Consider the following 24,753-nt stretch of genomic DNA (forward strand, 5'->3'; position numbering starts at 1 on the left):
ATGCGAGCTGTTGTACAACGCGTTCAGTCTGCAAAAGTTGTTGTCGCCGGTGAGACTGTTTCAGAAATCGGATACGGTCTTATGGTTTTACTGGGCGTGGAAAAAGAAGACACGGATGTAGATTTGGATTACATTTATAAAAAAGTTACCGGCTTGCGTGTTTTTGATGATGCCAATGGTGTGATGAATATCAGCTTCAAAGACAGTGGCGCCGAGCTTCTTGTGGTGAGTCAATTCACGCTTTATGGTGATGCGCGCAAGGGGCATCGTCCATCGTACATTCGAGCGGCAGGCTTTGATGACGGCATCAGATTTTATGAAGCCTTTATTGAACGTGCACAAGCTGAAGGTTACCATGTCGGCACCGGTCGTTACGGGGCGGACATGGATGTACACTTGGTCAATCATGGACCGGTTACTATTTTATTGGACAGCAGAAGGGAGTTTTAATGTGCAAAGAGATTACACGATATATCGCTTAGTTGTCGGCGCATATCAGGAAAATTGTTATATTCTCACCTCAGACCGGGATACCGTCATCATTGATCCCGGCGCAGAAGGGGAGAAAATCATCAACCTTTTAGAAGAAAATAAACTTCGCCCTTCTAAAATTCTGCTGACTCATGCCCATCCGGATCATTTTGGCGCTGTGGAACCTTTGCGACAACACTATGGGATAGCTTGCTACGTGTCAAAAGATGACAATACCATGCTGCACTCAAGGTCGGAATCAATGAAAGCTGCCTTAGGTCTGGACAGTGCACTGGACGCGGACGTCTTTTATGAGGATGCGAAGCTTAACTTTTTAGACAAGCCGCTCACTGTTTTGGAGACGCCGGGACACACACCGGGAGGAGTGTGCATTCAATATGAGGATATTCTTTTTTCCGGAGATACGTTGTTTCATATGTCCATCGGCAGGACGGATCTTCCTGGCGGAGATAGTAACACTCTTTTTAAGAGTTTGTCCAAGCTGATGACTTTGGACGATGCCGTGAATGTGCTGCCGGGCCATGGTGCAGGTACCACGATCGGTTTCGAGCGGCAACACAATCCTTTTATTAACAGAATGAGTTTATGATTCATATTACTGCCCCCACAGAAGCTTTAAGACATGAAATCTATGAATACTTGAGGTTGCTTTTCCCGACTTATGAGTACGACCGAACCATGGAAGCAACACTAAAAGATGGCGTCCTGTTTGTAACAAGTGATGGTTTTTCCACTGCTCTCCCGTTAGCGTCCGCAGAGAACAATGATGTCAAAAGAGCGATTTATGACGCGTATGTCAATTGTGGTTTTAAGTCGCCGCCATGGGGAATACTTCGAGGGATTCGTCCTACAAAACTGGCGTTACAACTTTACACTGAAAATCCCGACACAGCTTATGACAGATTTCGATCGCTTTACCGTGTGAGCGATGCCAAAGCGCAATTGACTTTTGATATTTTAAAACGACAACTGCCTATTATTGATACATATCGCGGCACGGTAAGTTTATATGTGCACATTCCTTTTTGTCCAAGCCGGTGCACCTACTGTTCATTTCACACATTAAGTCTTAACGAAGCACACATGGACACTTATGTGGCGACGCTGATTCAAGACATGGACCGCGTGTTGCCGACTTTAAAAAACAAGGTGGGTACTATCTATATTGGCGGAGGAACACCCACGGCCATTGGGCAAGACCGTCTGGAGCAAATCTTGATGAAACTGGACTGTTTGGCGCCGCATGAATACACCGTGGAAGCCGGACGGGAAGACACACTGGACGATGGAATGTTTCAAATGTTAAGAGCACACGGTGTCAATCGTATCAGTATCAATCCCCAGAGTTTTCATGAACCGACGCTAAGGGCGATTAATCGACGCGGGACAGTGGCAGATGTGCTAGCATGTTATTACAGTGCCCGTCAATATTTCGATTGTATCAACATGGATCTCATTGTGGGATTGGAGCATGAAGATGAAAATACAGTGCTGGCGTCGTTACAATCTGCCATAGATTTGCAACCTGAAAATATTACCGTACACGCTTTGGCTCAAAAAAACGGGACAGCCTATTTAGCTTCGCACTTAGGTGAGCAGTATAGCTGGAATTTTTCGGAGACTATTAATGACCGTTTGGTCAATGCCGGATATGAACCTTATTATCTCTATCGTCAAAAGCGAAGCCTTGGGGGAACGGAAAATATCGGCTATTGCAAAAAAGGAACCATCTGCGATTACAATGTTATAATGATTGAAGAAGTGACCGACATTATAGGTTTGGGAATGAGTGCGACGTCCAAACTTTATGAAGGGGAGCGTTTCAAACAAATTGTCAATTTTAGAAATTTTGAAACGTATTTAAATCGTCATAGTGAAACAACTGAGAAGATTATTCAAAGGATGAGGTGCTTATGAAGCTGAGTAAATTATTTGAGAACTTTGAGTCCTATGGTGTGACTGACAGAGAAATCTCCAACATCCGGTATAATTCCAAGGAAGTGAAACCCGGAGATGTGTTCGTAGCTATCAAAGGCTACATCACCGACGGGCATGAGTACATTCAAGATGCAAAAAATCGCGGTGCAGTTATTGCTGTCGTGGAAGATCGGAGTTCCGTAGCCATTGATCAAGTTCAAGTGGATAATTCACGACAAACTCTTGCGATGATGAGTGATCGATATTTTGACCATCCTTCAAAAAAATTGGACCTTGTAGGCATTACTGCCACTAACGGTAAGACGACGACATCATTTATGGTAGATGCCATTTATCGGGAAGCAGGATACACGACAGGCATTATTGGGACGGTCTATACCAAGTACGCCGATGTCATGGTACCTTCCATTCTCACCACGCCGGAGTCATATGATTTACAGGAATTTTTGGCAGACATGGCGGCAAAGGGCATCGAGAAGGTCAATATGGAGGTCTCCTCGTCAGGTCAGGAACTTTATCGCAACTATGGCATCGCATTCGACATTGTCACGTTCAACAACTTTTCTCGTGAGCACATTGATCAACACGGCAGTTTTGAGGCGTACTTAAAATATAAATCCCGTCTTATCAAAGATGCGCCGGCGACAACGGTCAGCGTATTAAACATGGACTTTGAAGCGATTGCTGATTTGAAATCTCAAACGTCATCTCAAGTGCTGGCCTATAGTCTTGAGCATTTAAACGAAGACTGCGGTATTAAAAATTTGGATCTGTCGACAGGGTTTGGAAAGTATACTTTTTGCGTCCTGCGACCTGTGCACACGACTAAAGCTGATTTGGAGCCGATGGCATTTGATATTGAGCTGGGAAGCTCTGGCTATGCCTCGGTGATGAACAGTATGGCAGCCATTATTGTCGGATTACTCGAGGGCATTGAACCTGAGGTCATTCAGAGGGCACTTAAAAAGTTTACCGGTGTGGAACGTCGCTCTGAGATTATATTCAATGATCACTTTAAAATTTTGGATGATCACTTTGCCAATGTTCGCAATATTGAAGTCACGCTGGATACGTTAAAACAAATGGACTATGATAACTTGCATGTGCTCTATGCCATTCGAGGCAGTCGCGGTGTTCACCTCAATGAAGAAACTTCGGAAAAAATGTGTGAGATTTTCAGACAGCTAAATCCGGTGACGTTTATGGCAACTAAATCCGAAGAGACGGTTTCTAAAAAAGATGTGGTAACCGAGGAAGAAGAAGCCGTGTTCAAACGAGTGACGAATGCTCACGGGTTTGATGTGCCGATCTATCGTCGTTTGGATGAAGCGATTGCGGCGGTTCTCGATCGAGCTGAAGAGGGCGACATCGTCCTTCTTGCAGGTTGCCAAGGCATGGACAAAGGGGCCGGTGTGGTCTACAAGGTGTTGAAAGATCGGTATGATGTCAGCACATTGGCAGAGAAAGTGAAGAACCGTGTGTGCTAAATTGACACCTCTGCACTTAAAATATATAATAAATCCAGAGAAGTCTAAGTAGGGACTTATGGAGCTCGTCCCAAGGGGCGAGTTTTTTTATGGAGGATTACATGGTAGATTCAATTAAAGGAATGCAACGCACCCATTATGCCGGTGCGTTAAGAGAAGATAATATCGGCGAGATGGTCACCGTCATGGGCTGGGTTGCCAAAGAGCGCAACCTCGGTTCTATTATCTTTTGTGATATTCGGGATAGAGAAGGTATTGTACAAGTGGTCTTTGACGATACGGTGGGTGATGCACTTTTTGACAAGGCAAGCACACTTCGTTCGGAGTACGTTGTCGGGATTAGCGGCGCAGTTCGTATGCGAGCATCGGTAAATAACGATATCCCAACAGGAAAGGTGGAAATTTTAGCTACTGATCTTAAAATTTTCAACGAATCAGACGTGCCGCCTATATATATTAAAGATGACGACAATGTACAAGAAACTATGCGGTTAAAGTATCGGGCGTTGGATCTTCGCAAACCGGAGATGCAAAAGCGTCTCTTTGCACGTGCGAAATTTTATAAAGTGGTACATGACTTTTTTAATGACGAAGGATTTATTGAAGTGGAAACTCCGATGCTGACCAAACCGACACCGGAAGGTGCTCGGGATTACTTGGTGCCGTCACGAATCAATCCGGGGCAATTTTATGCACTGCCACAGTCCCCACAATTGATGAAACAGCTTTTGATGTGCTCCGGCTTTGATCGTTACTACCAAATCACAAAATGTTTTCGTGATGAAGACCTTCGCGCCAATCGCCAGCCGGAATTCACGCAAATTGATACAGAGATGAGCTTTGTGGACGTCGATGATGTGATTGCGACTCACGAGAAGTTCTTGAAAAAAGCGTTTAAAGATATGTTAAACGTGGATATCACCTTACCAATCCGTCGCATGGCATATCAGGACGCTATGGATCGATTCGGTGTGGACAAGCCTGATTTAAGATTTGAACTGGAACTGGTCAATATTTCCGATGTCGTCAAAGGGTGTGGCTTTAAAGTTTTTGAATCCGCAGTAGAACACGGTTCTGTGCGAGGTATCAACATCAAAAACGGCGCTGAGCACTTTTCTCGAAAGAAGATTGATAAATTGGAAGAGGTTGCCAAAACATACGGGGCCAAAGGACTCGCATGGATCAAAAAGACAGATGACGGTATCCAGTCTCCAATTGCTAAATTTTTAGATGAGACGGTGACGCACAGTATTTTAGATGCAATGGAAGCTGAAGTCGGCGATTTGTTAGTCTTTGTTGCCGATGATAATGACATCGTCTATGATGCTTTGGGCAATCTTCGTAATCACATCGCCAGAGAATTGGATCTCATTGATGAAAATCGATACGAATTGGTATGGATTACGGATTTCCCTCTGTTTGAATACGACAGAGAAGAAGGACGCTACGTCGCTAAGCACCATCCATTCACTGCACCGAAAGACGAAGATTTGCATCTTCTTGATACCAACCCGCATGAATGCCGTGCAAAAGCGTATGACATCGTCATTAACGGCGATGAAATGGGTGGCGGTTCCATTCGTATCAATGATCCGCTCATTCAGGCAAAAATGTTTGAAGCACTTGGGTTCACCAAGGAGGATGCGGAACTTAAATTTGGTTTCTTAATTGAAGCCTTTAAATATGGTGCACCGCCACATGGTGGCATTGCCTATGGTCTTGATCGGATGGTTATGCTTTTTACCGGCACGTCCAACATCCGTGATGTCATTGCTTTTCCAAAGACACAGAAAGCGACTGATTTATTGACCGGTGCACCGACGGAAGTTGGTAACGAACAATTAGAGGAAGTACACATTAAGACCATAGATTGAGGTGGATGATGAAAAATCCGGGCATTGTTGTGGAAGAGAATGGTGACTTTGTCACTATATTAAGTATGAGACAAAGTGCTTGCGGGAGCAGCTGTGAGTCATGTTCTTCACACTGTGAGTCAGAACCTATGCGCGTCAAAGCGGTTAATACCATTCATGCCGAAATTGGCGATCGCGTTGAGATGGAAATCAGCTCGAATCGTGTGCTTTCCTATATTGGATTGATATATGGGATTCCGCTGGTGACTTTTTTAATTGGTGTGGTGACAAGTTATGCAGCGACAGGCAATGAGTTGATAAGCTTTGCCGTGGGCATCGTTGTTTTAGCTTTGACCTATATAGCGATTAAAGCTGTTGATTCCAGAAAAAACTTCACAGGCTCCGATATTAAACTCAGAAAGATAACTTCATGAGAAAGTCGGCATTGTTACTCAAAATAGCCGTTGCAGTTTTTGTTATATCACTTCTGTTTTTTGGCTTTGTAATTGTGCGAGAAAACAGCTACCAAGCAGAAAGGCAAAAGGTGGAAGAGATAGAACGAGATACACGGCGACTTCAGGCTGTGATCAAAACTAAAAAGACGCAGTTAGATGCCGCGAATACGGAACTGAAAGATGCATCGATACAGTTTTTCAGCACCTATGGATTCGACTATTTAAAGTCTGATGAAGAGGTGGTGGAAGAAGAACTGTATCGTTTGAATCTTCGCAATCAGGAGATTAAAACAGCCATTAAGGATCTTCTCATTGCTTACGTCAATTATTATGACGGACAGTACTACGAAAAGGAGGATTACTCATCCCTGCAAGCAGATTTTGAACAGCTTGCTGCAACGGAGGGTCTGGAGCCTCTTCCGACAGATCTCTACACCAAGTTAAATGTCAATGACTTCGTAGAAGGTGCAAAAACAGACGGTACCATTGGCTATTTGGATTCTATCAACAGTGATTCCAAGTTTAATAACTTGTTACTCTTTTTAACTTGCATGTATTCCAATACGTTATATGAGATCAGCCATGATCTGTCCGATGTGCCGGACAATTTAAACGGTCTCTATAATGACCTTTACTCAACGCGAGAAGTTTATCGTGCGATGGAAAATTTCAACTTTAACGTCGGCATTTTAAACCCGGATAATTTGGATACTTTGTTGGTTCAAATTCGTCCTTTGATTGTGGAATTTAATAATAACCGTGGGGTCATGGATCAGCTTTCCGGAGGTGGGATGAATGCAAACCAGTAGACGGGATTTATGGTTGTCTCTTGGCCTTTTGGTAGTAAGCATTGCCGTAATAGCCTATGGCATCATTAAGATGGGGCGGTTTGATGAATCTTTTTCAACGACCTTAAGTCAAGTCGAGGCAGACAATCAGAAGGTTGTAGAGCAAAACAAACTCTTAGATGAAGAATTGGATACCATCGACAAGCAATTGACGTCGCTTGAAACGCGCAAGGCCACATTGGGACAAGTTGTAGCGGCGTTTGATTATGAAGCGAACAAGTATGATGCCTATCTGATCGAGTTACAGCCTCTAAATTATAATGAACGTTTTATCAACGCTATGGGCTCATCAGACTTGGGGCCTTTCTTGGCTTCATCTACATTTGAAAGCGCCTCCGTAGACCTTGAGACGGCGAAGCGGAGTCTTTTGATTTCAAGTATGGTTCAGAATGATTATATTGTGAACACGGTCAATACTAATCTGCTGCAAAGCAACGTAAAGGTAGAGCAGGGCAACGGCCTGTTGCAATACTATAACGGAACCAATAATTATCTCTTAAAGGATAAGATACATTTTCAAAGTCAGGATACCATGGAAAAACTGAGCAACAATATGCTGCTTTTAAAACAGTTGGGGTTAGAGATGATGCTGCACTTAAATTACGGCTCAAACGACAGTGACGGCAAGGAACTAACCGCACTTTCCAATCACCTGAAAGGCAAAAATCTCTCCGGCTATGCTGTGCCGAAACAGTTTACCGAACCGTACCACAACATTCTCAAGTTTGGAACTGACACTTATGCATTAGTGAATGACTATACCAATCATGTCCGTTCCACTGAGTCGCTCAATGATGGGCATACTATACACACGTTAAGAGATGAGCGCAATCGGATTTTTCTCATTGAAGATGTTGGAGAAACGTCGCACTATCTTTATTACTATGATCAATCGGCTCGTCCATTTTGTTGTTATGCACTGGGGGATGGTATTGAAGAAGTGGACTTGAATACTTCAACAGAATTGCAACAGCGCGCCGTTGAACTGGCACGACACGTTTAAAGAAAGGTCATTATGATTCAAACAACAATAGAAAATGGGGTTGCCGTGATTCGGTTGAACCGAGATGAGAAACTGAATGCACTGAATTTTTCTATGATTTTGGAACTGCAAGATCTCTTGCATCACTTGGCAGAGGATGCTCAGGTTAAAGGTCTGGTTTTAAAAGGTGGATCGAAGGCTTTTTGTGCCGGAGGTGATGTGGTGGATCTGTATAAACACTACATCATTCGGGGGAAGGATCCCAATCCTTTCTTCGCCACGGAATTTAAAGTCGATAATCAAATAGAGACTTTCCCTAAACCTGTTGTGGCGTTGGTCCATGGTATTACCATGGGAGGCGGTGTCGGATTAAGTTGCGGCGCTGACTTTATTGTGGCGGATGAAACCACGACGTGGGCCATGCCGGAAACACGCCTTGGTATTGTGCCGGATGTGGGGGTAGGGTATTATCTCTCGAAGCTGCCACGCCCTGTCGCGTTGTATCTATCCCTTCTTGGCGTTTCAATTACAGGCTCTGACATGATGAAACTCGGTCTTGCCACACACTATGTGAAAAGCAAGTCCCTAATCCAACTGGAGTCAGATCTTATAGCTTGCGGCATGGCGACGACAGCTGATATCCGAACTGTCTTGGACGCCTACAGAGTCCCTACAGTGACGACAGCATTGGATAAAGCCAAGTCAGATATTGATCGTTATTTTGACAGCACCACTTTGGAGGCACTCTTAGATAATTTATCCAAAGGCAGTGACTGGGGAAAGGATGTCTACCAATGGTTCCAAGACAAATCGCCCCTGTCATTAAAGCTAGTCTTTGGCAAATATGACGTGGGCAAAGCTTTGACGCGGCAGGAGACTTTTGAGATGGACGAGAAGATTCTCGACTATTGTTATGTCACGGGGAATATGGGTGAGGGCATTCGGGCTGCGATGATTGACAAAGACCCGCCTCATTTTAAGCCGACCTCAGTTCAAGATGTGGATGATGATGTGGTGAGTCGTCTGTTAAGCAAGCGTGAACGTGTAGTAAAGTAGATGTCATAGATCATTAAATCAAAACAGAACCGATGGAACAGTTAAACATTCCTCCGGTTCTGTTTTATTGTAGCGCACAGTAGAAAACGACTGCAGAATGATAATGAATATGTTATATTTATGGTAAACGAATATTGATGACATTTGAAGTTAATATCGAAGATGTGTAGTTTTAGGATCTTGATTTATTAAAGCCACAGTATTATAGAGGTCAATATGTGTTTGAATATTGCAAGCTATAAGAATGGAGACATGTAAAAGGGAAGGAAAAAGGAGATGACTGTAATGAAAAAAACGATTTTCAGTGTGATCATGTACACCATACTATCGTATCTTTTAATGGTGGTTGTTCCGGCAACTGAGTATGTCAAGTGGCACACAGCCCATTTTTATTTAATGGGCTATCATGTGCTGGCCTATGCTGTCGGTGTGATTATCGTCCTTTCTGTCTTAGCCATGTACATCGTGCATCATTCAAACAGAAAGCAATTAGCGGTGGTTGAGTTGATTTTTGGCTTGGCTGTCGCGGTATCCATAGGATCACTCTTGTTGGATTTTAACAAGTATATTATCTTTTTTCTTAGGTATATATACATGGTTTTTTCATTGACCGCACTGATGAGTATTGTCGGAGCAACATTATTGCTGAGAAAGGATGATAATGATGACAAGAATGTATAGACGGTGTTGCCTTTTGTGTTGTGCGTCTATTCGAAACAAATATTGCCGGAGCTTTGGCGAAAGGAGCAACCAATGTTGATATTTTAAGAGGCAGTGCAGAGTGGCATTTGGAACTTATCTTAAATATCATCAACAATAGTATAGATGTGCCGACTGTGTAAGCATTCTATAAAAACAGAGAGCCTGTAGATCATATCTACAGGCTCTCTGTTTTGTAAAGTACTATACATTAAATTTAAAGTTGACGACATCGCCGTCTTTCATCACATACTCTTTGCCTTCACTGCGAATTAAGCCTTTTTCCCGTGCCGCAGCCACAGAGCCTGCGTCGACTAAATCCTTGTACGCGACAATGTCGGCTTTGATAAAACCGCGTTCAAAGTCGGTGTGTATTTTGCCGGCGGCACCAGGCGCTTTGGTGCCTTCAGTGATGGTCCATGCTCGAGTTTCCATTTCACCAGTAGTGAGATAGGATATGAGCCCCAAGAGTTTGTAGCTGGATTGAATGAGGCGATCAAGCCCGGCTCGTTCCATGCCGAGTTCTGCCATAAACAGTTCTTTTTCATCGGCATCCAAGGTTTGAATTTGAGCTTCAATATCACAACTGATGGCGACGACTTCATCGCCAAAGTTTTCTGCAAATGCGCGCACACTTTTTACATAATCGTTATCGGCTTGAGACGCAACCTGTTCTTCCGGAATATTGGCCACGTAAATGACGGGTTTATCGCTGAGAAGCTGATAATTTTTTAGCAACTTTGCGTCTTCTTCTGAAAGCTCCAATCGTCGTGCAGGTTCATTGGACTCCAGTGTGGTTTGTAATTTTTTTAGAAGTGCCACTTCACTTTGCAGGCTTTTATCGCCCTTGGCTTGTTTTTCTGTTTTGGAAAGACGTTTTTCCACTTGTTCCAAGTCGGAAAAGATAAGTTCTAAGTTGATGTTTTCGATGTCTCGCACGGGATTGACCGACCCGTCGACATGGATGACATTGTCATCATCAAAACAGCGGACGACATGGACAATGGCGTCCACCTCCCGAATATTGGCAAGAAATTGGTTGCCAAGGCCTTCGCCTTTGCTGGCGCCTTTAACCAGACCTGCAATGTCATAAAATTCGATATGGGCGGGCACAATTTTTTTAGAATTGCTCATCACCGCCAGCACATTCAGGCGCTCGTCAGGTACGGAGACGACACCGACGTTAGGTTCAATCGTTGCAAAAGGGTAGTTTGCCGCTTCGGCGCCGGCGGCTGTCAGGGCATTAAAAAGTGTTGACTTACCTACATTGGGCAGCCCAACAATACCTAATTTCATAATCATTCCTCATTTTCTAATAAATTTCCAAATTTAATCAGATTTATTATATAGTATATTTAGTAAAACTACCATGTGGTAATAAAAAGTGATCGTTAAACACAGTTAAACCTTAAGCTGCAATAGTACATAGATAAACTTCTGTGCTATAATAGAAAAAGAAACTTTAAAAGAGGTGAATACAATGAGTGCCATTGTCATTAGTGACATGACCAAACGACTTGGGAAGAAACGACTTTTCCAAAATCTCAACCTTGAAGTTCTCGAAGGTGAGTTTTTTGCATTGCTTGGACAAGAAGGCTCAGGTAAGACGGCAATTGCAAAAATTTTGTTCAATTATTTAAAACCGGCAAAAGGCTCGGTGAGAATATATGATTTAGATCCTACCAAAGATGCCAAACTCATTAAAGAGAGTGTTTCTTATGTACCGGAAGAACCTTCTTTTGATGAGAATATTCGTGCGTCTGCGCTTTTTAGTAAAACATTAAAATTACACAACTTTGCCTCCTATGATGAAGTCAATAAACTCACAGATCTTTTTAAATTCAATTCTAGATTGAGATTTCCGGAAATGACGGTGGGGGAAAAGAAAGTTTGCGCTATCATTAATGCGTTGATCACTAAACCACGTCTGGTTATTTTAGATGAGCCCGCCAAGTTTTTATCCGACGAAGACGTGGAAGTGTTATTTGCCTATCTCACTGATTTAAAGGTAACGGAAGGCTTAGGAGCTTTTATTCTTACCGACAATCTTATCAATGCCCAGCGTTTCTGTGATCGTGCGGCCTATCTTCATGACGGCCAAATTCAAAACGTGGAGTACCTCAATGACAAAGTGGCTAATGATAAGATCGTACGCATTCGAAAGAACCTTAAAGATGTGACAGCTTTCACCACCATTGGCGCTATTTTGTTAAAAGACAGCCCTTATGAGAAAATCTTTTACTACGATCGGGATATGAATTTGCTGTCTCGAGTTATTGCCGATCACATGATTGAAGATTACACTATCGAAAACTGTTCTTTAGATGATAAGATGGCAGCTTATTTTGGAGGGGACAGAGCGGCTTACTTTATCAATGACTATGGTGATGAGTATCGTAAAACCATGGAAGCAAAACGACAAGCGGACATGGCACATGCTGTGGATACTGAGAGTGCTTATTCTGATACTGCTATGACAAGCGATGAGACTAAGGTGGTCGAGTCTGTCGAGATCAATGCAGCCTCACCTATTGCACCGGTTGCGCCAACTGAGACTATCAAACTGGACACGGCACAAGTAGCGTCGGCGTCCGTATCTTCTCGCGAAGCTGAGACGATACCACCAGCTCGATCCATTGATGATTTCAAAAGAGACGGCGATGCCGAATCGGTGCCGAATTTTGCGACGGATCCGGCAGAATCGGATGCTGCAACGAAAAAGCACTACACGCTTTCCCAAACACAACCTCTTGCACCGAAGGGGACCATGGGTCAAGATTCAAGGATGACAGATAATCGTGAGGTGAGACGATGATTTTCTCAAGAGAATTTAAATACAATACGTCCAAATTATTTGCCTGGTTGGTTGTTATCGGCATTCTTGCAGGCTTACTTTTGGCGACTTATCCCATTATGTTAGACGGCAATATGAAGAGTATTTTTGACAGCTTTGTAGGCAGTATGTCACCGAAAACCGCTTCAGTTTTAGGTCTGCAACAGATGGACTATGGTGATCCTAGCCAATATACCGCCTTCATTTATCAATACTTGGCAGTCTTTTTGGTGATGTTTGCTATGCAGCTTGGCGCCAGTGCACTGGCGAGAGAACAGTCCAGCGGCTCTATTGAGTATATCTACTCTAATCCTATTTCTCGAAGTGAAATTGTGAGCGGCAAGTTCTTTGCGAACTTACTCAGCTATCTAATCCTGATGATTTTACTTGGCGTTTGTTCTTTCTTTGTCATGATGGTGCTCACGCGAGATAACGGAGCTATTGACAGCACGACGTTCATCTATGACCTCGTGAAGATTTTTGGCAGTCTGTTTTTATCCGGATTTGTATTTATGACAATCGGGATGTTCTTCAGTGCATTGTCAAGATCTGCAACTTTGACTGATGCCACGTCGGTACTTTTTGTACTATTGATCGTGATTGCCACTGTCTTTGGAAAACTTTATGGCGGCGTTCTGACAACTGTTGTGACCAAATTCCCTATGGAAGTGTTCAGCCCGGTGAAGTTTTTAATGGAAGAATTCAGTTTAACCGACATCGGTATCAATGTCGTCGTAGCTGTTTTATTTATGCTACTGACCTATTTGATTTACAATTCAAAAGAATTAAATTATTAATCCTCATCCTGTCTTCCGACAGGATTTTCTATTGAATGCCTCGACAAAGTATGGTATACTCATTGACGATGATTTACTACACACACGCTTTGATACACCAAGTGTTGCCTTAAGGTCCTTGGTGTAGGAGAGAAGCGTGGCGGTTTAAACAAGGAGGAAAATTTATGTCAGTAGTACAAATGAAAAGCTTACTGGAAGCTGGTGTACACTTTGGACACCAAACACGTCGCTGGAACCCTAAGATGGCGAAGTACATCTTTACGCAAAGAAATGGTATTTACATCATTGATCTTCAAAAAACTGTGAAGAAAATCAATGAAGCCTATGAATATGTAAGACAACTTACTGAAGCCGGCGGCACTATTTTGTTTGTAGGTACTAAGAAACAAGCTCAAGATGCCATTGAAAAAGAAGCTAAAAAATGCGAAATGCCATACATCAACCAAAGATGGCTGGGCGGTCTTTTGACCAACTACCAAACCATTCGTAAGAGAATTGACCGTCTTCACAGAATTGCTGAAATGGAAGAGGATGGAACTTTTGATGTACTTCCAAAGAAAGAAGTTATCAAAATTCGTCATGAAGGCGAAAAACTTGAAAAATTCCTTGGCGGCATTAAACACATGAATCGCATTCCGGATGCTATCTTTGTCGTTGATCCTCGCAAAGAACGCATTGCGGTAAAAGAAGCTCAAATTTTAGGTATTCCGGTTGTGGCTATTATTGATACAAACTGTGATCCGGATGAAATTGATTACCCAATTCCTGGCAATGATGATGCTATTCGTGCAGTAAAATTGATCACTGAAACTATGGCGAATGCAGTTCTTGAAGGTAAACAAGGAACTCAAACCGGAGCTATGGAGGATGCTCAAGAAGACACGCTTGAACAAGCACCGGTAGAAACTGAATCACAACAAGAAGAAGATACAAAAGAAGAGTAAGATTATTTGAGGGTTAGAGCTTGCTCGAAACCCTCTTTTTTTAGGAGGAAATTATGGCAACAATTACTGCAGCACTTATTAAAGAACTTAGAGAGAAGACCTCAGCGGGCATGATGGACTGTAAGAGTGCCCTGGTTGAAGCTGATGGCGATCTGGAAAAAGCAGCGGATATTCTCCGTGAAAAGGGACTTGCGTCAGTAGCTAAAAAATCCGGTCGTATTGCCAGTGAAGGCATTGTTGATGCTTATATTCATGGCGGACGCATCGGCGTGCTTGTGGAAGTGAACACTGAAACTGACTTCGTTGCTAAAAATGATGAATTCAGAGCTTTTGTTCGCGATATCGCTATGCAAATTGCAGCTGTTAATCCAAAATATTTAACTCGTGATGAAGTACCTGCTGAGGAACTAGAACATGAAAAGAAAGTTTTAACAGAACAAGCGCTCAACGAAGGTAAACCTGAAAAAATCGTTGAAAAAATGGTTGCAGGCCGTCTGGAAAAATTCTATGAAGAAATCGTACTTCTCGATCAAAAGTTCATTAAAGACAGTGATCTGAAGGTTCAAGATCTTTTGAATAATATTTCCGCTAAAATCGGTGAAAAAATTAACATTCGTCGCTTCGTCCGTTTCGAAGTAGGGGAAGGCCTTGAAAAGAGAGAAGAAGACTTCGCAGAAGAAGTAGCAAAACAAATTCAAAAATAAGGAGCACCTATGCAACCGAAATATAAACGTGTGGTTTTAAAACTTTCCGGGGAAGCATTGGCCGGCGCCCAAGAAAGTGGGATTGATCTGAATGTGGTTCGGTCGATATCGAAGCAGATTAAAACGATTCATGATATGGGTGTTGAAACTGCCGTTGTAGTAGGGGGCGGTAATTTCTGGCGTGGACGCGATGCCGATATGGATCGTGCCACATCAGATTATATGGGAATGCTCGGTACGGTTATCAATGCTTTAGCTTTCCAAGATGCTTTGGAAAACATTGATGTGATGACCCGTGTCCAGACAGCGATTGAAATGAAAGATGTGGCAGAGCCTTATATCAGACGGCGTGCTATGCGACACTTGGAAAAGGGTCGTGTGGTCATCTTTGCAGCCGGAACTGGTATGCCTTATTTTTCAACGGATACTACAGCAGCCCTCCGAGCAGCTGAAATTGATGCCGAAGTCATTCTGATAGCAAAAAAAGGTGTAGATGGCATTTATGATAGTGATCCTAACATAAATCCTGATGCTAAAAAATTTGATGAATTAACATATCTTGAGATATTGAATAAAGAGCTTAAAATTATGGACACTACCGCAACGTCGCTGTGTATGGACAACAAAATTCCTCTCGTTGTCTTTGGCATCGATGAAGACAATTCCATTGTCAGCGTCGTTTCGGGTTCAGACATGGGCACGAAAGTGCGATAGGAGAAATTATGGTACCTGATATAAAACGTGATATGGAACAGCGCATGCAAAAAGCTTGTTCCGTATATAAAGATGAGCTTCAAAATATTCGAGCAGGTCGAGCTAACCCACAACTCGTAGAAAGACTGACTATTAATTATTTTGGTCAATCTACGCCATTGAATCAGGTTTCCGGCATTTCGGCTCCGGAGCCTAGAATGCTTGTCATTCAACCGTGGGATACTAAAATTATTCCTGATATTGAAAAAACAATTATGGCTTCTGATTTAGGCATTACACCGTCTAATGACGGTAAGATCATTCGTCTGGTCTTTCCGCAACTCACTGAAGAGCGTCGTAAGGATTTAATTAAAGTTGTAAAGAAGAATTCTGAAAATGCCAAGGTTGCAGTTCGCAATATTCGCAGAGATTCGATGGAAGATGTTAAAAAGCTTGAGAAGTCTAACGATATCACTGAAGACGATCGTAAGCGAGCTGAAGAAGATATTCAAAAACTCACAGATAAATATATTGCAGAAGTCGAAAAGCTGACTAAAGCAAAAGAAGATGAATTATTAGAAATTTAAAATGAGGGCCCTTAGGGTCCTTCTTTTATAGGAGCATATATGGATTCAAATCAAATCACTCAAATTCCTGCGCATGTCGGTATCATTATGGATGGAAACGGCCGATGGGCCAAACAACGCAATAAACCCCGTAGTTTCGGACATCAAGAAGGTGCTAAGCGGGTTATCGAAATTGTAGAAGCGGCATATCAGCTCGGCATTCAAAGTTTGAGTCTCTATGCTTTTTCTACGGAAAATTGGAAACGCCCTGCAGATGAGATTAATAAACTTATGGAACTCTTGGTTGTGTTTATCGACAAAGAGCTTCGACGCTTAGCCTCCAACAACGTCAAGATTAATATTCTCGGCGATATATCCAAATTACCCCCTCGTGTACGGACAGCTGTAGAGCGTGCATTGAAGGATACGATGTCTAATGATAAAATGACTTTAAACATCGGACTCAATTATGGGGGTCGGGATGAGATTGTTAAAGCTGTTCAATCGTTTACTCAAGATGTGGTAAATGGGGTAAAATCTATAGATGAGTTGACCACTGAATCATTTAAGCTCTATTTAGATACGGCCAATCAACCGGAGTTGGATTTACTTATACGTCCGTCAGGGGAACTGCGAGTGTCGAATTTTATGCTCTATCAGCTGGCTTATTCTGAATTTTGGTTTTCGGATGTCTTATGGCCGGACTTTACCACAGAAGTTTTTTATAGCGCATTAGCGGACTATGGGAAGCGTAAGCGTCGTTTCGGAGGTTTGGATGGGTGATTTGCAAAAAAGACTTACAACCGCAATTGTCGGTATCGGCATATTAGGTGTGGTGATTTATTTTGGAGGGCTGGCGCTGCGTCTCACGGTGACGCTAGTCAGTTTGATTTCTCTCTTTGAATTGCGATTAGCTTTTAAAAAAATTAATATTAATCTTAATATGACGGTTTTAGTCATCGGGTTGATTTTACTTCAAGCTTTGGATCACTATTCTATCGGCATCAGTCTGAGTGCGTCCGGAATTCTGATCCTATCCTTTATTTTCAGTTTATTTTTAAAACGCTATACTATTGAAGATGGTGTATATACGCTCTTTAGTTTTATCTACATACCCGTAGTATTGCATTTACTTTATAAGTTGGACAACTCGCCGTTTATGCTGCTGGTTTTTGTCATTGCTTTTAGCACGGATACCTTTGCGTATGCGATAGGCTCTACCATTGGCCGCATCAAACTTATCCCGGAAGTAAGTCCTAAGAAGTCGGTTGAAGGCTTTATCGGAGGTATTCTCGGTGCACTGATTTGCAGTCTTATCTTTTTTTATTTTGTGAAGCTGCCTATCAGTCCCGTAGCCGTACTTTTTGTGGTAGTAGCATCGATTGCCGGGCAAATTGGTGATTTGGCTGCGTCGAAGGTCAAAAGGATTTGCGGGATCAAAGACTATAGCCATTTGCTTCCCGGACATGGAGGTATGTTAGACCGTATTGATTCAATATTGTTTATTACACCTGTTGTGTATATTTTATTAAATATTATGGCGCAATAGGTTACTGGAGGAAGAATGAGTACACTCATTGGTTCGATTATTGTCTTTATGTTAGTGATTACACTGCATGAAATGGGCCATTTTTTTGCGGCTAAAAAAAGCGGCATTAAAGTCAATGAATTTTCTATCGGCATGGGGCCTAAATTGGTTCAAACCCGACGAGGGGAGACCGACTACAGCATTCGTGCGTTGCCTATAGGTGGTTACGTCGCCATGGAAGGTGAAGAAGAAAATTCCTATGATCCGCGTGCCTTTAACAATGTCAGTGTCTATAAACGCATGGCTGTCGTGGTGGCAGGTGTAGTCATGAATTTCTTACTTGCAGTGCTGGCATTCACTTTAGTGGCAGCCTTGCTCGGGGTTCAAACCAATACCATTGGAGAGGTCATCGCCAATTCACCGGCGGATGAGGCACATTTACAACCTGGAGACACTATTGTCGCCATAAATAGTACTGCTATAACAGATTGGGAAGGTGTACTGAAGGGCATATCTCAATCTGGCGGATCAGTGGATGTGACTGTACAGCGAGATGGAGCAAATACTACGGTGAGACTGACGCCGTTGGAGGAAAGTGGGCGTCGTGTCATCGGCATCTATGCCAAAGAAGAACGCAATGGTATTCGTGCCATTGAATCTGGTTTTAGCCAGACGTTCTTTGTCATAAAAGAAGTCTTTACTACTCTAGGGACATTGATTACCGGCAAGACTGATGTGAAAATGCTGGCAGGACCTGTAGGCGTCATCAGTATTATTGGTCAGGAAACAGCTAAAGGGTTTGTCTATTTACTCAACATTTTAGGTTTAATCAGCGCGAATTTGGCAGTGATTAATATTTTGCCGATACCGGCCTTGGACGGTGGTAAATTGGTTTTCTTAATTTGGGAAGCTCTTACAGGCAAAACTTTAAGCGAGGTTTGGGAACAGCGTATTACCCTGGTCGGTATGTCCCTGCTTTTTGGTCTCATGCTGTATGTAACGGTTTTTGGTGACTTAACACGTCTTTTAAACGGGTGATTGTATGAAACGAAAGACAACGAAAAAAATTTATGTTGGCCATGTGCCTGTCGGCGGTGATGCACCGATCACTGTTCAGTCAATGACCAATACGAAAACCAAGGACATTGAAGGTACTGTGAGTCAAATCCTGCGTCTTGAAGATGCGGGATGTGAGATTATACGCTTTGCCGTGAACGATAACGACGATGTGGCTGCCATTGCGCCTATTAAATCACGCATTCACATTCCTGTCGTCGTTGATATCCAATTCGACTATCGGTTGGCCGTAGCCAGTGCCATAGCCGGGGCGGACTGTATCCGCATCAATCCCGGTAATATTGGTAATCGCGATAAAGTTTATGAAGTTGTAGCGGCATGTAAAGACAAAAATATTCCTATACGTGTCGGTGTGAATTCCGGTTCACTACATCAGGACTGTCTTGACGAGTTTGGTGGTGTCAATGAACAATCGATGGTTCAGTCCGGCCTTCGAGAGATCAATGTCTTAGAGTCCATGGGTTTTAATAACTTGAAAATTTCTCTTAAGGCAAGTGATGTAGGGTTATGTATTCGTGCCTATGAAGCTTTTTCTTCGGTGTCCGACTATCCGCTTCACTTAGGCATTACTGAAGCGGGACCCAGTTTTCAAGGGACTATCAAGTCGGCTGTGGGGATGGGGGTTCTCCTCAATGAAGGCATTGGTGACACTATTCGTGTCTCTCTTACAGCAGATCCGGTTGAGGAAGTACGTGTGGGACTCGGTATTTTAAAATCGCTCGGGTTACGTCAGGAAGGTATTGATATTGTGTCCTGTCCAACCTGCGCAAGAACCAATATTGATTTACTTGGTCTTGTCGATGAAGCGCAGATGAGACTTGCCGACATGGATAAGAATCTTAAGGTGGCACTCATGGGTTGTGCAGTCAATGGTCCGGGAGAAGCCAGAGAAGCAGATATCGGCATTGCAGGCGGACGGGGTGAAGGTCTTATTTTTAAAAAGGGTAAAATTCTTCGCAAAGTTCCTGAATCCTGTTTGTTGGATGCCCTCATTGAAGAAATAGAGAGGATGTAGATCATGGATGCCATTTTAAATAAATTGAACATAGGCATAAACTTAAAATGGCACTATGTTCTTTCTAAAGTTAAACTCAATCGCAGTTCTATGACTGTGATTTTTCTTTTTACGACAGAGCATGAGGACAAGAGTGAGCAACAGCTTATTTTACAGGCTTTACAGACCTATTTGGAAGGCTTTGAAGTCAAAGCAGAGTTTGTTGTGGAGCATTTTGATGATCCGGTTCTTGTGATCAAAAATATGATTTTGGAGTATAATCCTTCTTCTACGTTATGGCTTGAAAAGCTGGATATTACTCTTGATGATTTGAATGGTGTGTTGAGTATTAGTGCGCCAAGTGAAGAAATTTATTTTACGATGACAGCTAACGGACTCACGGATTTGTTATTACAAGAGCTTGCGGTCTATGGTATTCAGGATGTGCGTTTTTTAAATCCAAAGACCACTTATGTCTGTGACACGGATGTATTAAATGACAAAATTAAAAACTTAGCTGACGAAGAAAAAAATCTGGTCAAAGATACTACCATTTCTCGTGAGATCGCGAAGCCAGCCGCCGAAGAAGGCGCGGCAACGACGTTCCATTATGGCAAGAAAGATGTGTTGCCTGTGACCCCAATTGCAGATTTGAATTTAGAATATTCAAAAGTCACAATACAGGGGACGGTATTTAAAGTTGACGTCAAGGAATTGAAGGATTCAAAATTTATCTATACCCTCGCCATTCATGACGATACCGGATCTTATTATGCGAAGTTCTTTTTATCTGAGGATAAGGCAAGAGATTTTGACAATTCAGTAAAAGTCGGTACCGCGGTAGTCATCACCGGATCACCACAATACGACAAATTTATTCACGAAGAATCGTTGATGATTAAGTATCTGGAAGTTGCTTCCGGCACTCACAGGACGGACAGTCAGGAGATCAAGCGCATTGAGCTGCGACTACACTCTAAGATGAGTACTATGAACGGCGTCACATCTTTTGAGGACTATGCGGCATTGGCACATAGCTTAGGCATGACTGCTCTTGCCATTACTGATAAAGGCGACGTACAAGGATTCCCTGAAGCGATGTTCGCAGGTCAAAAGTACGGACTTAAAATCCTCTACGGCTTGGATGCCAATTATGTGGACGATCGCCCTAAACTTTTAATGGGCACGGGCAAGGTAGCTGATTCGTTTACTGTCTTTGATATTGAGACTACGGGATTCAGTCCGGTTTATGAAGATATTACTGAAATCGGTGCAGTAAAAATTGAAAATGGCCAAGTCGTGGCAAGGTATTCTCAGCTGATTAAACCACGCGCGGCGATTCCTGAAGCTGTTCAAAAGCTCACCGGGATCACTCCAGATTTGGTTTCGGATAAACCGTATATCGAGGAGGTCATTGGAGATTTCTATGAATTTACCAAAGGGACCACGTTGGTGGCGCATAATGCTGCTTTTGATAGTCGATTTATCAAGCGGGAATTTAAACGAGCCGGATATAAATTCGATTTTCAAATTATTGATACTTTAAATGTAGCACGTGCCATTGTCGATGATGTGAAGCGTTATAATCTCTCAGCACTGTGTAAAAAATTCGGTATTTCTCTTGTGGGTGCACACCGCGCGGTCAATGATGCAGAGGCGACTGCACACCTTTTTATAAAACTTATGGATTTGGCTAGGGAAGATATCGATGATTTGAATGCATTGAACCAATTGTCAAAACGCATGAATCCGGCAATTCTTTTTGAGTCTCCTGTCTCGCTTTTAGTACAAAATAACGTGGGATTAAAACACCTCTATAAGCTGGTATCGGCATCACATTTAAAATATGTAAGTCGTATGGCAAAAGTTCCTCGATCCCTTATTGAAAAATATAGGGAAGGTATTTTGGTGGGGAGCGGCACTAAGGACTCGGATGTGTTTCAGGCCGTTTTGAACGGCGAAGATGATACGTTCATTAAGGACACCATGAAGTTTTACGATTATATTGAACTTCAGCCGCCTTCCGATCAGCTCAGTCTTATTAAAGAGGGCATGGTCAGATCTTTAGATGAGATTAAAGGCATCCTTCGTAAGATTTATATGTTGGCTAAGGAATTGGGTAAGCCTGTTGTGGCAACAGGTGATGTGTTCTATCAAGAGCCGGAAGATGATCTGGTACGTCGCATTATTCTTTCATCCTCCATTCCACCGGCACGTGGTGCTAAAGAGCGAAATTCTCTCTACTTCAAAACCACCGATGATATGCTCCGGGAGTTTGCGTTTTTAGGGGAAAGGGAAAGCTACGAGGTCGTTGTTGAAGCTACCAACAAACTGGCAGACAGCATTGAGACCTTGGATCCTATTCCGGAAGGGACCTATCCGCCGTCTATTGAAGGGGCTGAAGAAATCCTGCGTACTATGTGTTATGATAAAGCGCACGCCATATATGGTGCAATACTGCCGGAAATTGTAGACAAACGCCTTGAAGTCGAGCTCAACAGTATTATCAAGCATGGCTATGCGGTACTCTATGTCATTGCTCAAAAATTGGTTCACAAGTCCAATCAAGACGGCTATTTGGTTGGATCCAGAGGATCTGTCGGCTCATCATTCGCTGCAACCATGGCCTCTATTACAGAAGTCAATCCGTTGCCGCCGCACTACGTATGTCCCCAATGCCAATATTCTGAGTTCTTCACACATGGCGAAGTGGGCTCAGGTGTGGACTTGGAAGACAAAATGTGTCCTGTTTGCGGTGCGCCACTTACAAAGGACGGCCATGATATTCCTTTTGAAGTATTTCTGGGATTCAATGGCGATAAAGAGCCCGATATTGATCTCAACTTTGCCGGAGAATACCAAAGTGTAGCGCATAAGTACACTGAAGAGCTTTTTGGGCAAGGTTATGTGTTTCGAGCCGGAACTATCGGTACTGTTGCAGAGCGAACGGCTTACGGATATGTGAAGAAGTTCTTTGAAGGTCAACCGATGCATAAAGCGGAAGTAGACCGCTTGGTCACGAAGCTCATGGGTATCAAACGAACTTCCGGGCAGCATCCCGGTGGGGTTATGATTTGTCCGAAGTCTAAAGAGATTTATGACTTTACGCCGATCCAGCATCCTGCGGATGATCTCACATCATCTATTATCACCACCCACTTTGATTACAATTTCATTCACGGCAAAATTTTAAAGCTGGATATTCTTGGACACGACGGTCCAACCATCATTCGAAGTTTAGAGGATTTTACAGGTGTAGATGCTTCTACGATTCCGTTAAATGATCCGACTACACTATCTCTGTTCCAATCTGCCGAGGCATTACATCTCAATGCAGATATCTTTGAGACACCGACGGGTACACTTGGGATTCCGGAATTCGGTACCGGCTTTGTCAAGCAGATGCTGTTGGAGACCAAACCAAAAAACTTTTCCGATTTGGTACGGATCTCCGGTCTGTCTCATGGTACCGACGTGTGGACCAACAATGCTCAAAATCTTGTGCGCGATAAACGGGCAGAACTCAGCGATGTCATTTCAACGCGTGAGGATATTATGACCTATCTTATCCACGCCGGAGCAGAAAACAAAATGGCCTTTGACACCATGGAAAAAGTGCGTAAGGGTAAGGGATTGACTTCGGAACAAAAACAAATTATGAGTAAGCTTCCGCTTCCGGAGTGGTATATTGAAGCATGTGAGAAAATTAAGTATATGTTTCCTAAGGCCCATGCCGTGGCTTATGTTATGCAGTCCTTTAGAATTGCATGGTATAAAATCAACTATCCATTGGCCTATTATGCCACCTATTTTAGAATTAAACTCAATGATTTTGACGGTGAGTTGGTGCTTAAAGGTCCTCAAGCTGTGAAAGAGCATCTCGATGAACTCAAATCTATCGCCATGCCGACGGCAAAAGACAAGGGACAAATGACAGTGCTTGAAATCGTACTTGAAATGTTTGCGCGAGGCTTGGAATTTTGCGGCGCAGATATATATGAATCGGAAGTGTCTCGGTTCGTGATTAAGGAGTCTAAAATTCTAATGCCCCTTCGTGCTTTTATGGGCGTGGGAGAAAGTGTGGCCTCTCAAATTGTCAGCGAGAGTCACAAAGGCCGCTATCTATCCATTGAAGATTTTTGCAAACGTACCAAGACGGGCAAGAGTACTGTTGAAATTTTAAAACGCAACGGCCTTTTAAAAGGATTTGAAGAGACGAATCAAATCAGTCTTTTTAACCTTTAAATCTTGAACTATGGAGTCAATTAGGGTATAATAATAACAGATAAGTTAAGTTGATTGCTAAAGAGTGGGTTCGCCCACTCTTGTTTTTGTAATGGAGGTGTATATGGATATCATAGCGAAGGTGAAGGACATTGCAGAGCCTCATGCCGCAAATCTCGGCTATGAATTGGTGGATGTGACGTTTCAAAAGGGCAGCAAACATGACTTGCTATCTATTTTCATCTACAAAAAGGAAGGGATTTCTTTAGATGACTGTGCTGATATGACCCATGCCATTGAAGATGAGTTAAATCAAGCTGATGTTATTCAAGGGGCCTATTATTTGGAAGTATCATCTCCGGGATTGGATCGCCCGCTAAAAACGCAAGACGATTATCGCAGAAATCTGGGCAATGAAGTAACGGCGAAACTCTATGGACCACTGAACGGCAATAAGGTCTACGAAGGTATCCTGAGCGACTATACGACGAATGAGGTTGTGTTGAGGATCATGGATGAGACTGTTCGTATTCCTATAAAATCCATTGCCAATATGGTTCAAACCATTAAATTTTAGGAGGAA

The 24,753-nt window shown here is 42.9% G+C and carries 23 protein-coding genes; 22 read left to right on the forward strand and 1 reads right to left on the reverse strand.

The annotated features are described in order from the left end of the window. The 10 genes from dtd (at position 1) to O6R05_RS03690 (ending at position 9,792) form a co-directional block, all read left to right on the forward strand. Positions 1-450, forward strand: coding sequence for a D-aminoacyl-tRNA deacylase (dtd, locus tag O6R05_RS03645; RefSeq protein WP_271192178.1), 450 nt, complete (start codon positions 1-3; stop codon positions 448-450). A gap of 1 nt (position 451) precedes the next feature. Then, a complete protein-coding gene (locus tag O6R05_RS03650; RefSeq protein WP_271192179.1) occupies positions 452-1,081 on the forward strand; it encodes an MBL fold metallo-hydrolase in 630 nt (209 codons plus the stop codon). After that, positions 1,078-2,409 carry a coproporphyrinogen dehydrogenase HemZ gene (hemZ, locus tag O6R05_RS03655; RefSeq protein ID WP_271192180.1) on the forward strand — a complete coding sequence of 444 codons (1,332 nt, stop codon included), beginning with the start codon at positions 1,078-1,080 and terminating at the stop codon, positions 2,407-2,409. The genes O6R05_RS03650 and hemZ overlap by 4 nt, the downstream gene beginning before the upstream one ends. After that, positions 2,406-3,917 (forward strand): Mur ligase family protein, encoded by a 1,512-nt coding sequence (locus tag O6R05_RS03660; protein WP_271192181.1) that lies wholly within the window; start codon positions 2,406-2,408, stop codon positions 3,915-3,917. The genes hemZ and O6R05_RS03660 overlap by 4 nt, the downstream gene beginning before the upstream one ends. Positions 3,918-4,018: 101 nt before the next feature. Beyond that, complete coding sequence (gene aspS, locus O6R05_RS03665; RefSeq protein ID WP_271192182.1) at positions 4,019-5,791, forward strand: aspartate--tRNA ligase; 1,773 nt, start codon at positions 4,019-4,021, stop codon at positions 5,789-5,791. A gap of 5 nt (positions 5,792-5,796) precedes the next feature. Next, positions 5,797-6,204 (forward strand): SoxR reducing system RseC family protein, encoded by a 408-nt coding sequence (locus O6R05_RS03670; RefSeq protein WP_271192183.1) that lies wholly within the window; start codon positions 5,797-5,799, stop codon positions 6,202-6,204. 74 nt (positions 6,205-6,278) lie between these two features. Next, positions 6,279-7,034 (forward strand): hypothetical protein, encoded by a 756-nt coding sequence (locus O6R05_RS03675; protein ID WP_271192184.1) that lies wholly within the window; start codon positions 6,279-6,281, stop codon positions 7,032-7,034. Continuing rightward, complete coding sequence (locus O6R05_RS03680) at positions 7,021-8,076, forward strand: hypothetical protein (RefSeq protein WP_271192185.1); 1,056 nt, start codon at positions 7,021-7,023, stop codon at positions 8,074-8,076. Before O6R05_RS03675 ends, O6R05_RS03680 begins: the two co-directional genes overlap by 14 nt. A gap of 12 nt (positions 8,077-8,088) precedes the next feature. Beyond that, a complete protein-coding gene (locus tag O6R05_RS03685) occupies positions 8,089-9,111 on the forward strand; it encodes an enoyl-CoA hydratase/isomerase family protein (RefSeq protein WP_271192186.1) in 1,023 nt (340 codons plus the stop codon). Between the two features lie 285 nt (positions 9,112-9,396). After that, positions 9,397-9,792 (forward strand): hypothetical protein, encoded by a 396-nt coding sequence (locus tag O6R05_RS03690; RefSeq protein WP_271192187.1) that lies wholly within the window; start codon positions 9,397-9,399, stop codon positions 9,790-9,792. 222 nt (positions 9,793-10,014) lie between these two features. On the opposite strand, the gene ychF is transcribed toward O6R05_RS03690, so the two are convergent. Then, positions 10,015-11,106 (reverse strand): redox-regulated ATPase YchF, encoded by a 1,092-nt coding sequence (gene ychF / locus O6R05_RS03695; protein WP_271192188.1) that lies wholly within the window; start codon positions 11,104-11,106, stop codon positions 10,015-10,017. 184 nt (positions 11,107-11,290) lie between these two features. Between ychF and O6R05_RS03700 the strand changes: the two genes are divergently transcribed. From O6R05_RS03700 to O6R05_RS03755, 12 genes are all read left to right on the forward strand, one after another. Next, a complete protein-coding gene (locus O6R05_RS03700; RefSeq protein WP_271192189.1) occupies positions 11,291-12,625 on the forward strand; it encodes an ATP-binding cassette domain-containing protein in 1,335 nt (444 codons plus the stop codon). Further along, on the forward strand, positions 12,622-13,440 hold the full coding sequence (locus O6R05_RS03705; protein ID WP_271192190.1) for an ABC transporter permease subunit: 819 nt from the start codon (positions 12,622-12,624) through the stop codon (positions 13,438-13,440). The genes O6R05_RS03700 and O6R05_RS03705 overlap by 4 nt, the downstream gene beginning before the upstream one ends. A gap of 164 nt (positions 13,441-13,604) precedes the next feature. Beyond that, positions 13,605-14,384, forward strand: coding sequence for a 30S ribosomal protein S2 (rpsB, locus tag O6R05_RS03710; protein ID WP_271192191.1), 780 nt, complete (start codon positions 13,605-13,607; stop codon positions 14,382-14,384). Positions 14,385-14,437: 53 nt separating this feature from the next. Next, positions 14,438-15,088, forward strand: coding sequence for a translation elongation factor Ts (gene tsf, locus O6R05_RS03715; protein WP_271192192.1), 651 nt, complete (start codon positions 14,438-14,440; stop codon positions 15,086-15,088). Between the two features lie 9 nt (positions 15,089-15,097). Next, positions 15,098-15,802: a UMP kinase gene (gene pyrH, locus O6R05_RS03720; protein WP_271192193.1), complete on the forward strand. Its 705-nt coding sequence runs from the start codon at positions 15,098-15,100 to the stop codon at positions 15,800-15,802. Positions 15,803-15,810: 8 nt separating this feature from the next. Beyond that, positions 15,811-16,368, forward strand: coding sequence for a ribosome recycling factor (gene frr, locus O6R05_RS03725; RefSeq protein ID WP_271192194.1), 558 nt, complete (start codon positions 15,811-15,813; stop codon positions 16,366-16,368). A 39-nt stretch (positions 16,369-16,407) separates the two neighbouring features. Further along, the gene (locus tag O6R05_RS03730) at positions 16,408-17,130 is read left to right on the forward strand and encodes an isoprenyl transferase (protein WP_271192195.1); all 723 of its coding nucleotides are present in this window, start codon (positions 16,408-16,410) and stop codon (positions 17,128-17,130) included. Further along, positions 17,123-17,896 (forward strand): phosphatidate cytidylyltransferase, encoded by a 774-nt coding sequence (locus O6R05_RS03735; protein ID WP_271192196.1) that lies wholly within the window; start codon positions 17,123-17,125, stop codon positions 17,894-17,896. The genes O6R05_RS03730 and O6R05_RS03735 overlap by 8 nt, the downstream gene beginning before the upstream one ends. A 15-nt stretch (positions 17,897-17,911) precedes the next feature. Then, entirely contained in the window at positions 17,912-18,913 is a 1,002-nt protein-coding gene (gene rseP, locus O6R05_RS03740; protein WP_271192197.1) for an RIP metalloprotease RseP, read from the forward strand. Positions 18,914-18,917: 4 nt separating this feature from the next. Continuing rightward, the gene (ispG, locus tag O6R05_RS03745; protein ID WP_271192198.1) at positions 18,918-19,967 is read left to right on the forward strand and encodes a flavodoxin-dependent (E)-4-hydroxy-3-methylbut-2-enyl-diphosphate synthase; all 1,050 of its coding nucleotides are present in this window, start codon (positions 18,918-18,920) and stop codon (positions 19,965-19,967) included. A gap of 3 nt (positions 19,968-19,970) precedes the next feature. Next, positions 19,971-24,191 carry a PolC-type DNA polymerase III gene (locus tag O6R05_RS03750; RefSeq protein WP_271192199.1) on the forward strand — a complete coding sequence of 1,407 codons (4,221 nt, stop codon included), beginning with the start codon at positions 19,971-19,973 and terminating at the stop codon, positions 24,189-24,191. A 103-nt stretch (positions 24,192-24,294) separates the two neighbouring features. After that, complete coding sequence (locus O6R05_RS03755) at positions 24,295-24,747, forward strand: ribosome maturation factor RimP (RefSeq protein ID WP_271192200.1); 453 nt, start codon at positions 24,295-24,297, stop codon at positions 24,745-24,747. Positions 24,748-24,753: the final 6 nt, after the last annotated feature.

Source organism: Peptoniphilus equinus, assembly GCF_027921445.1.
Classification (GTDB): Bacteria; Bacillota; Clostridia; order Tissierellales; family Peptoniphilaceae; genus Peptoniphilus; species Peptoniphilus equinus.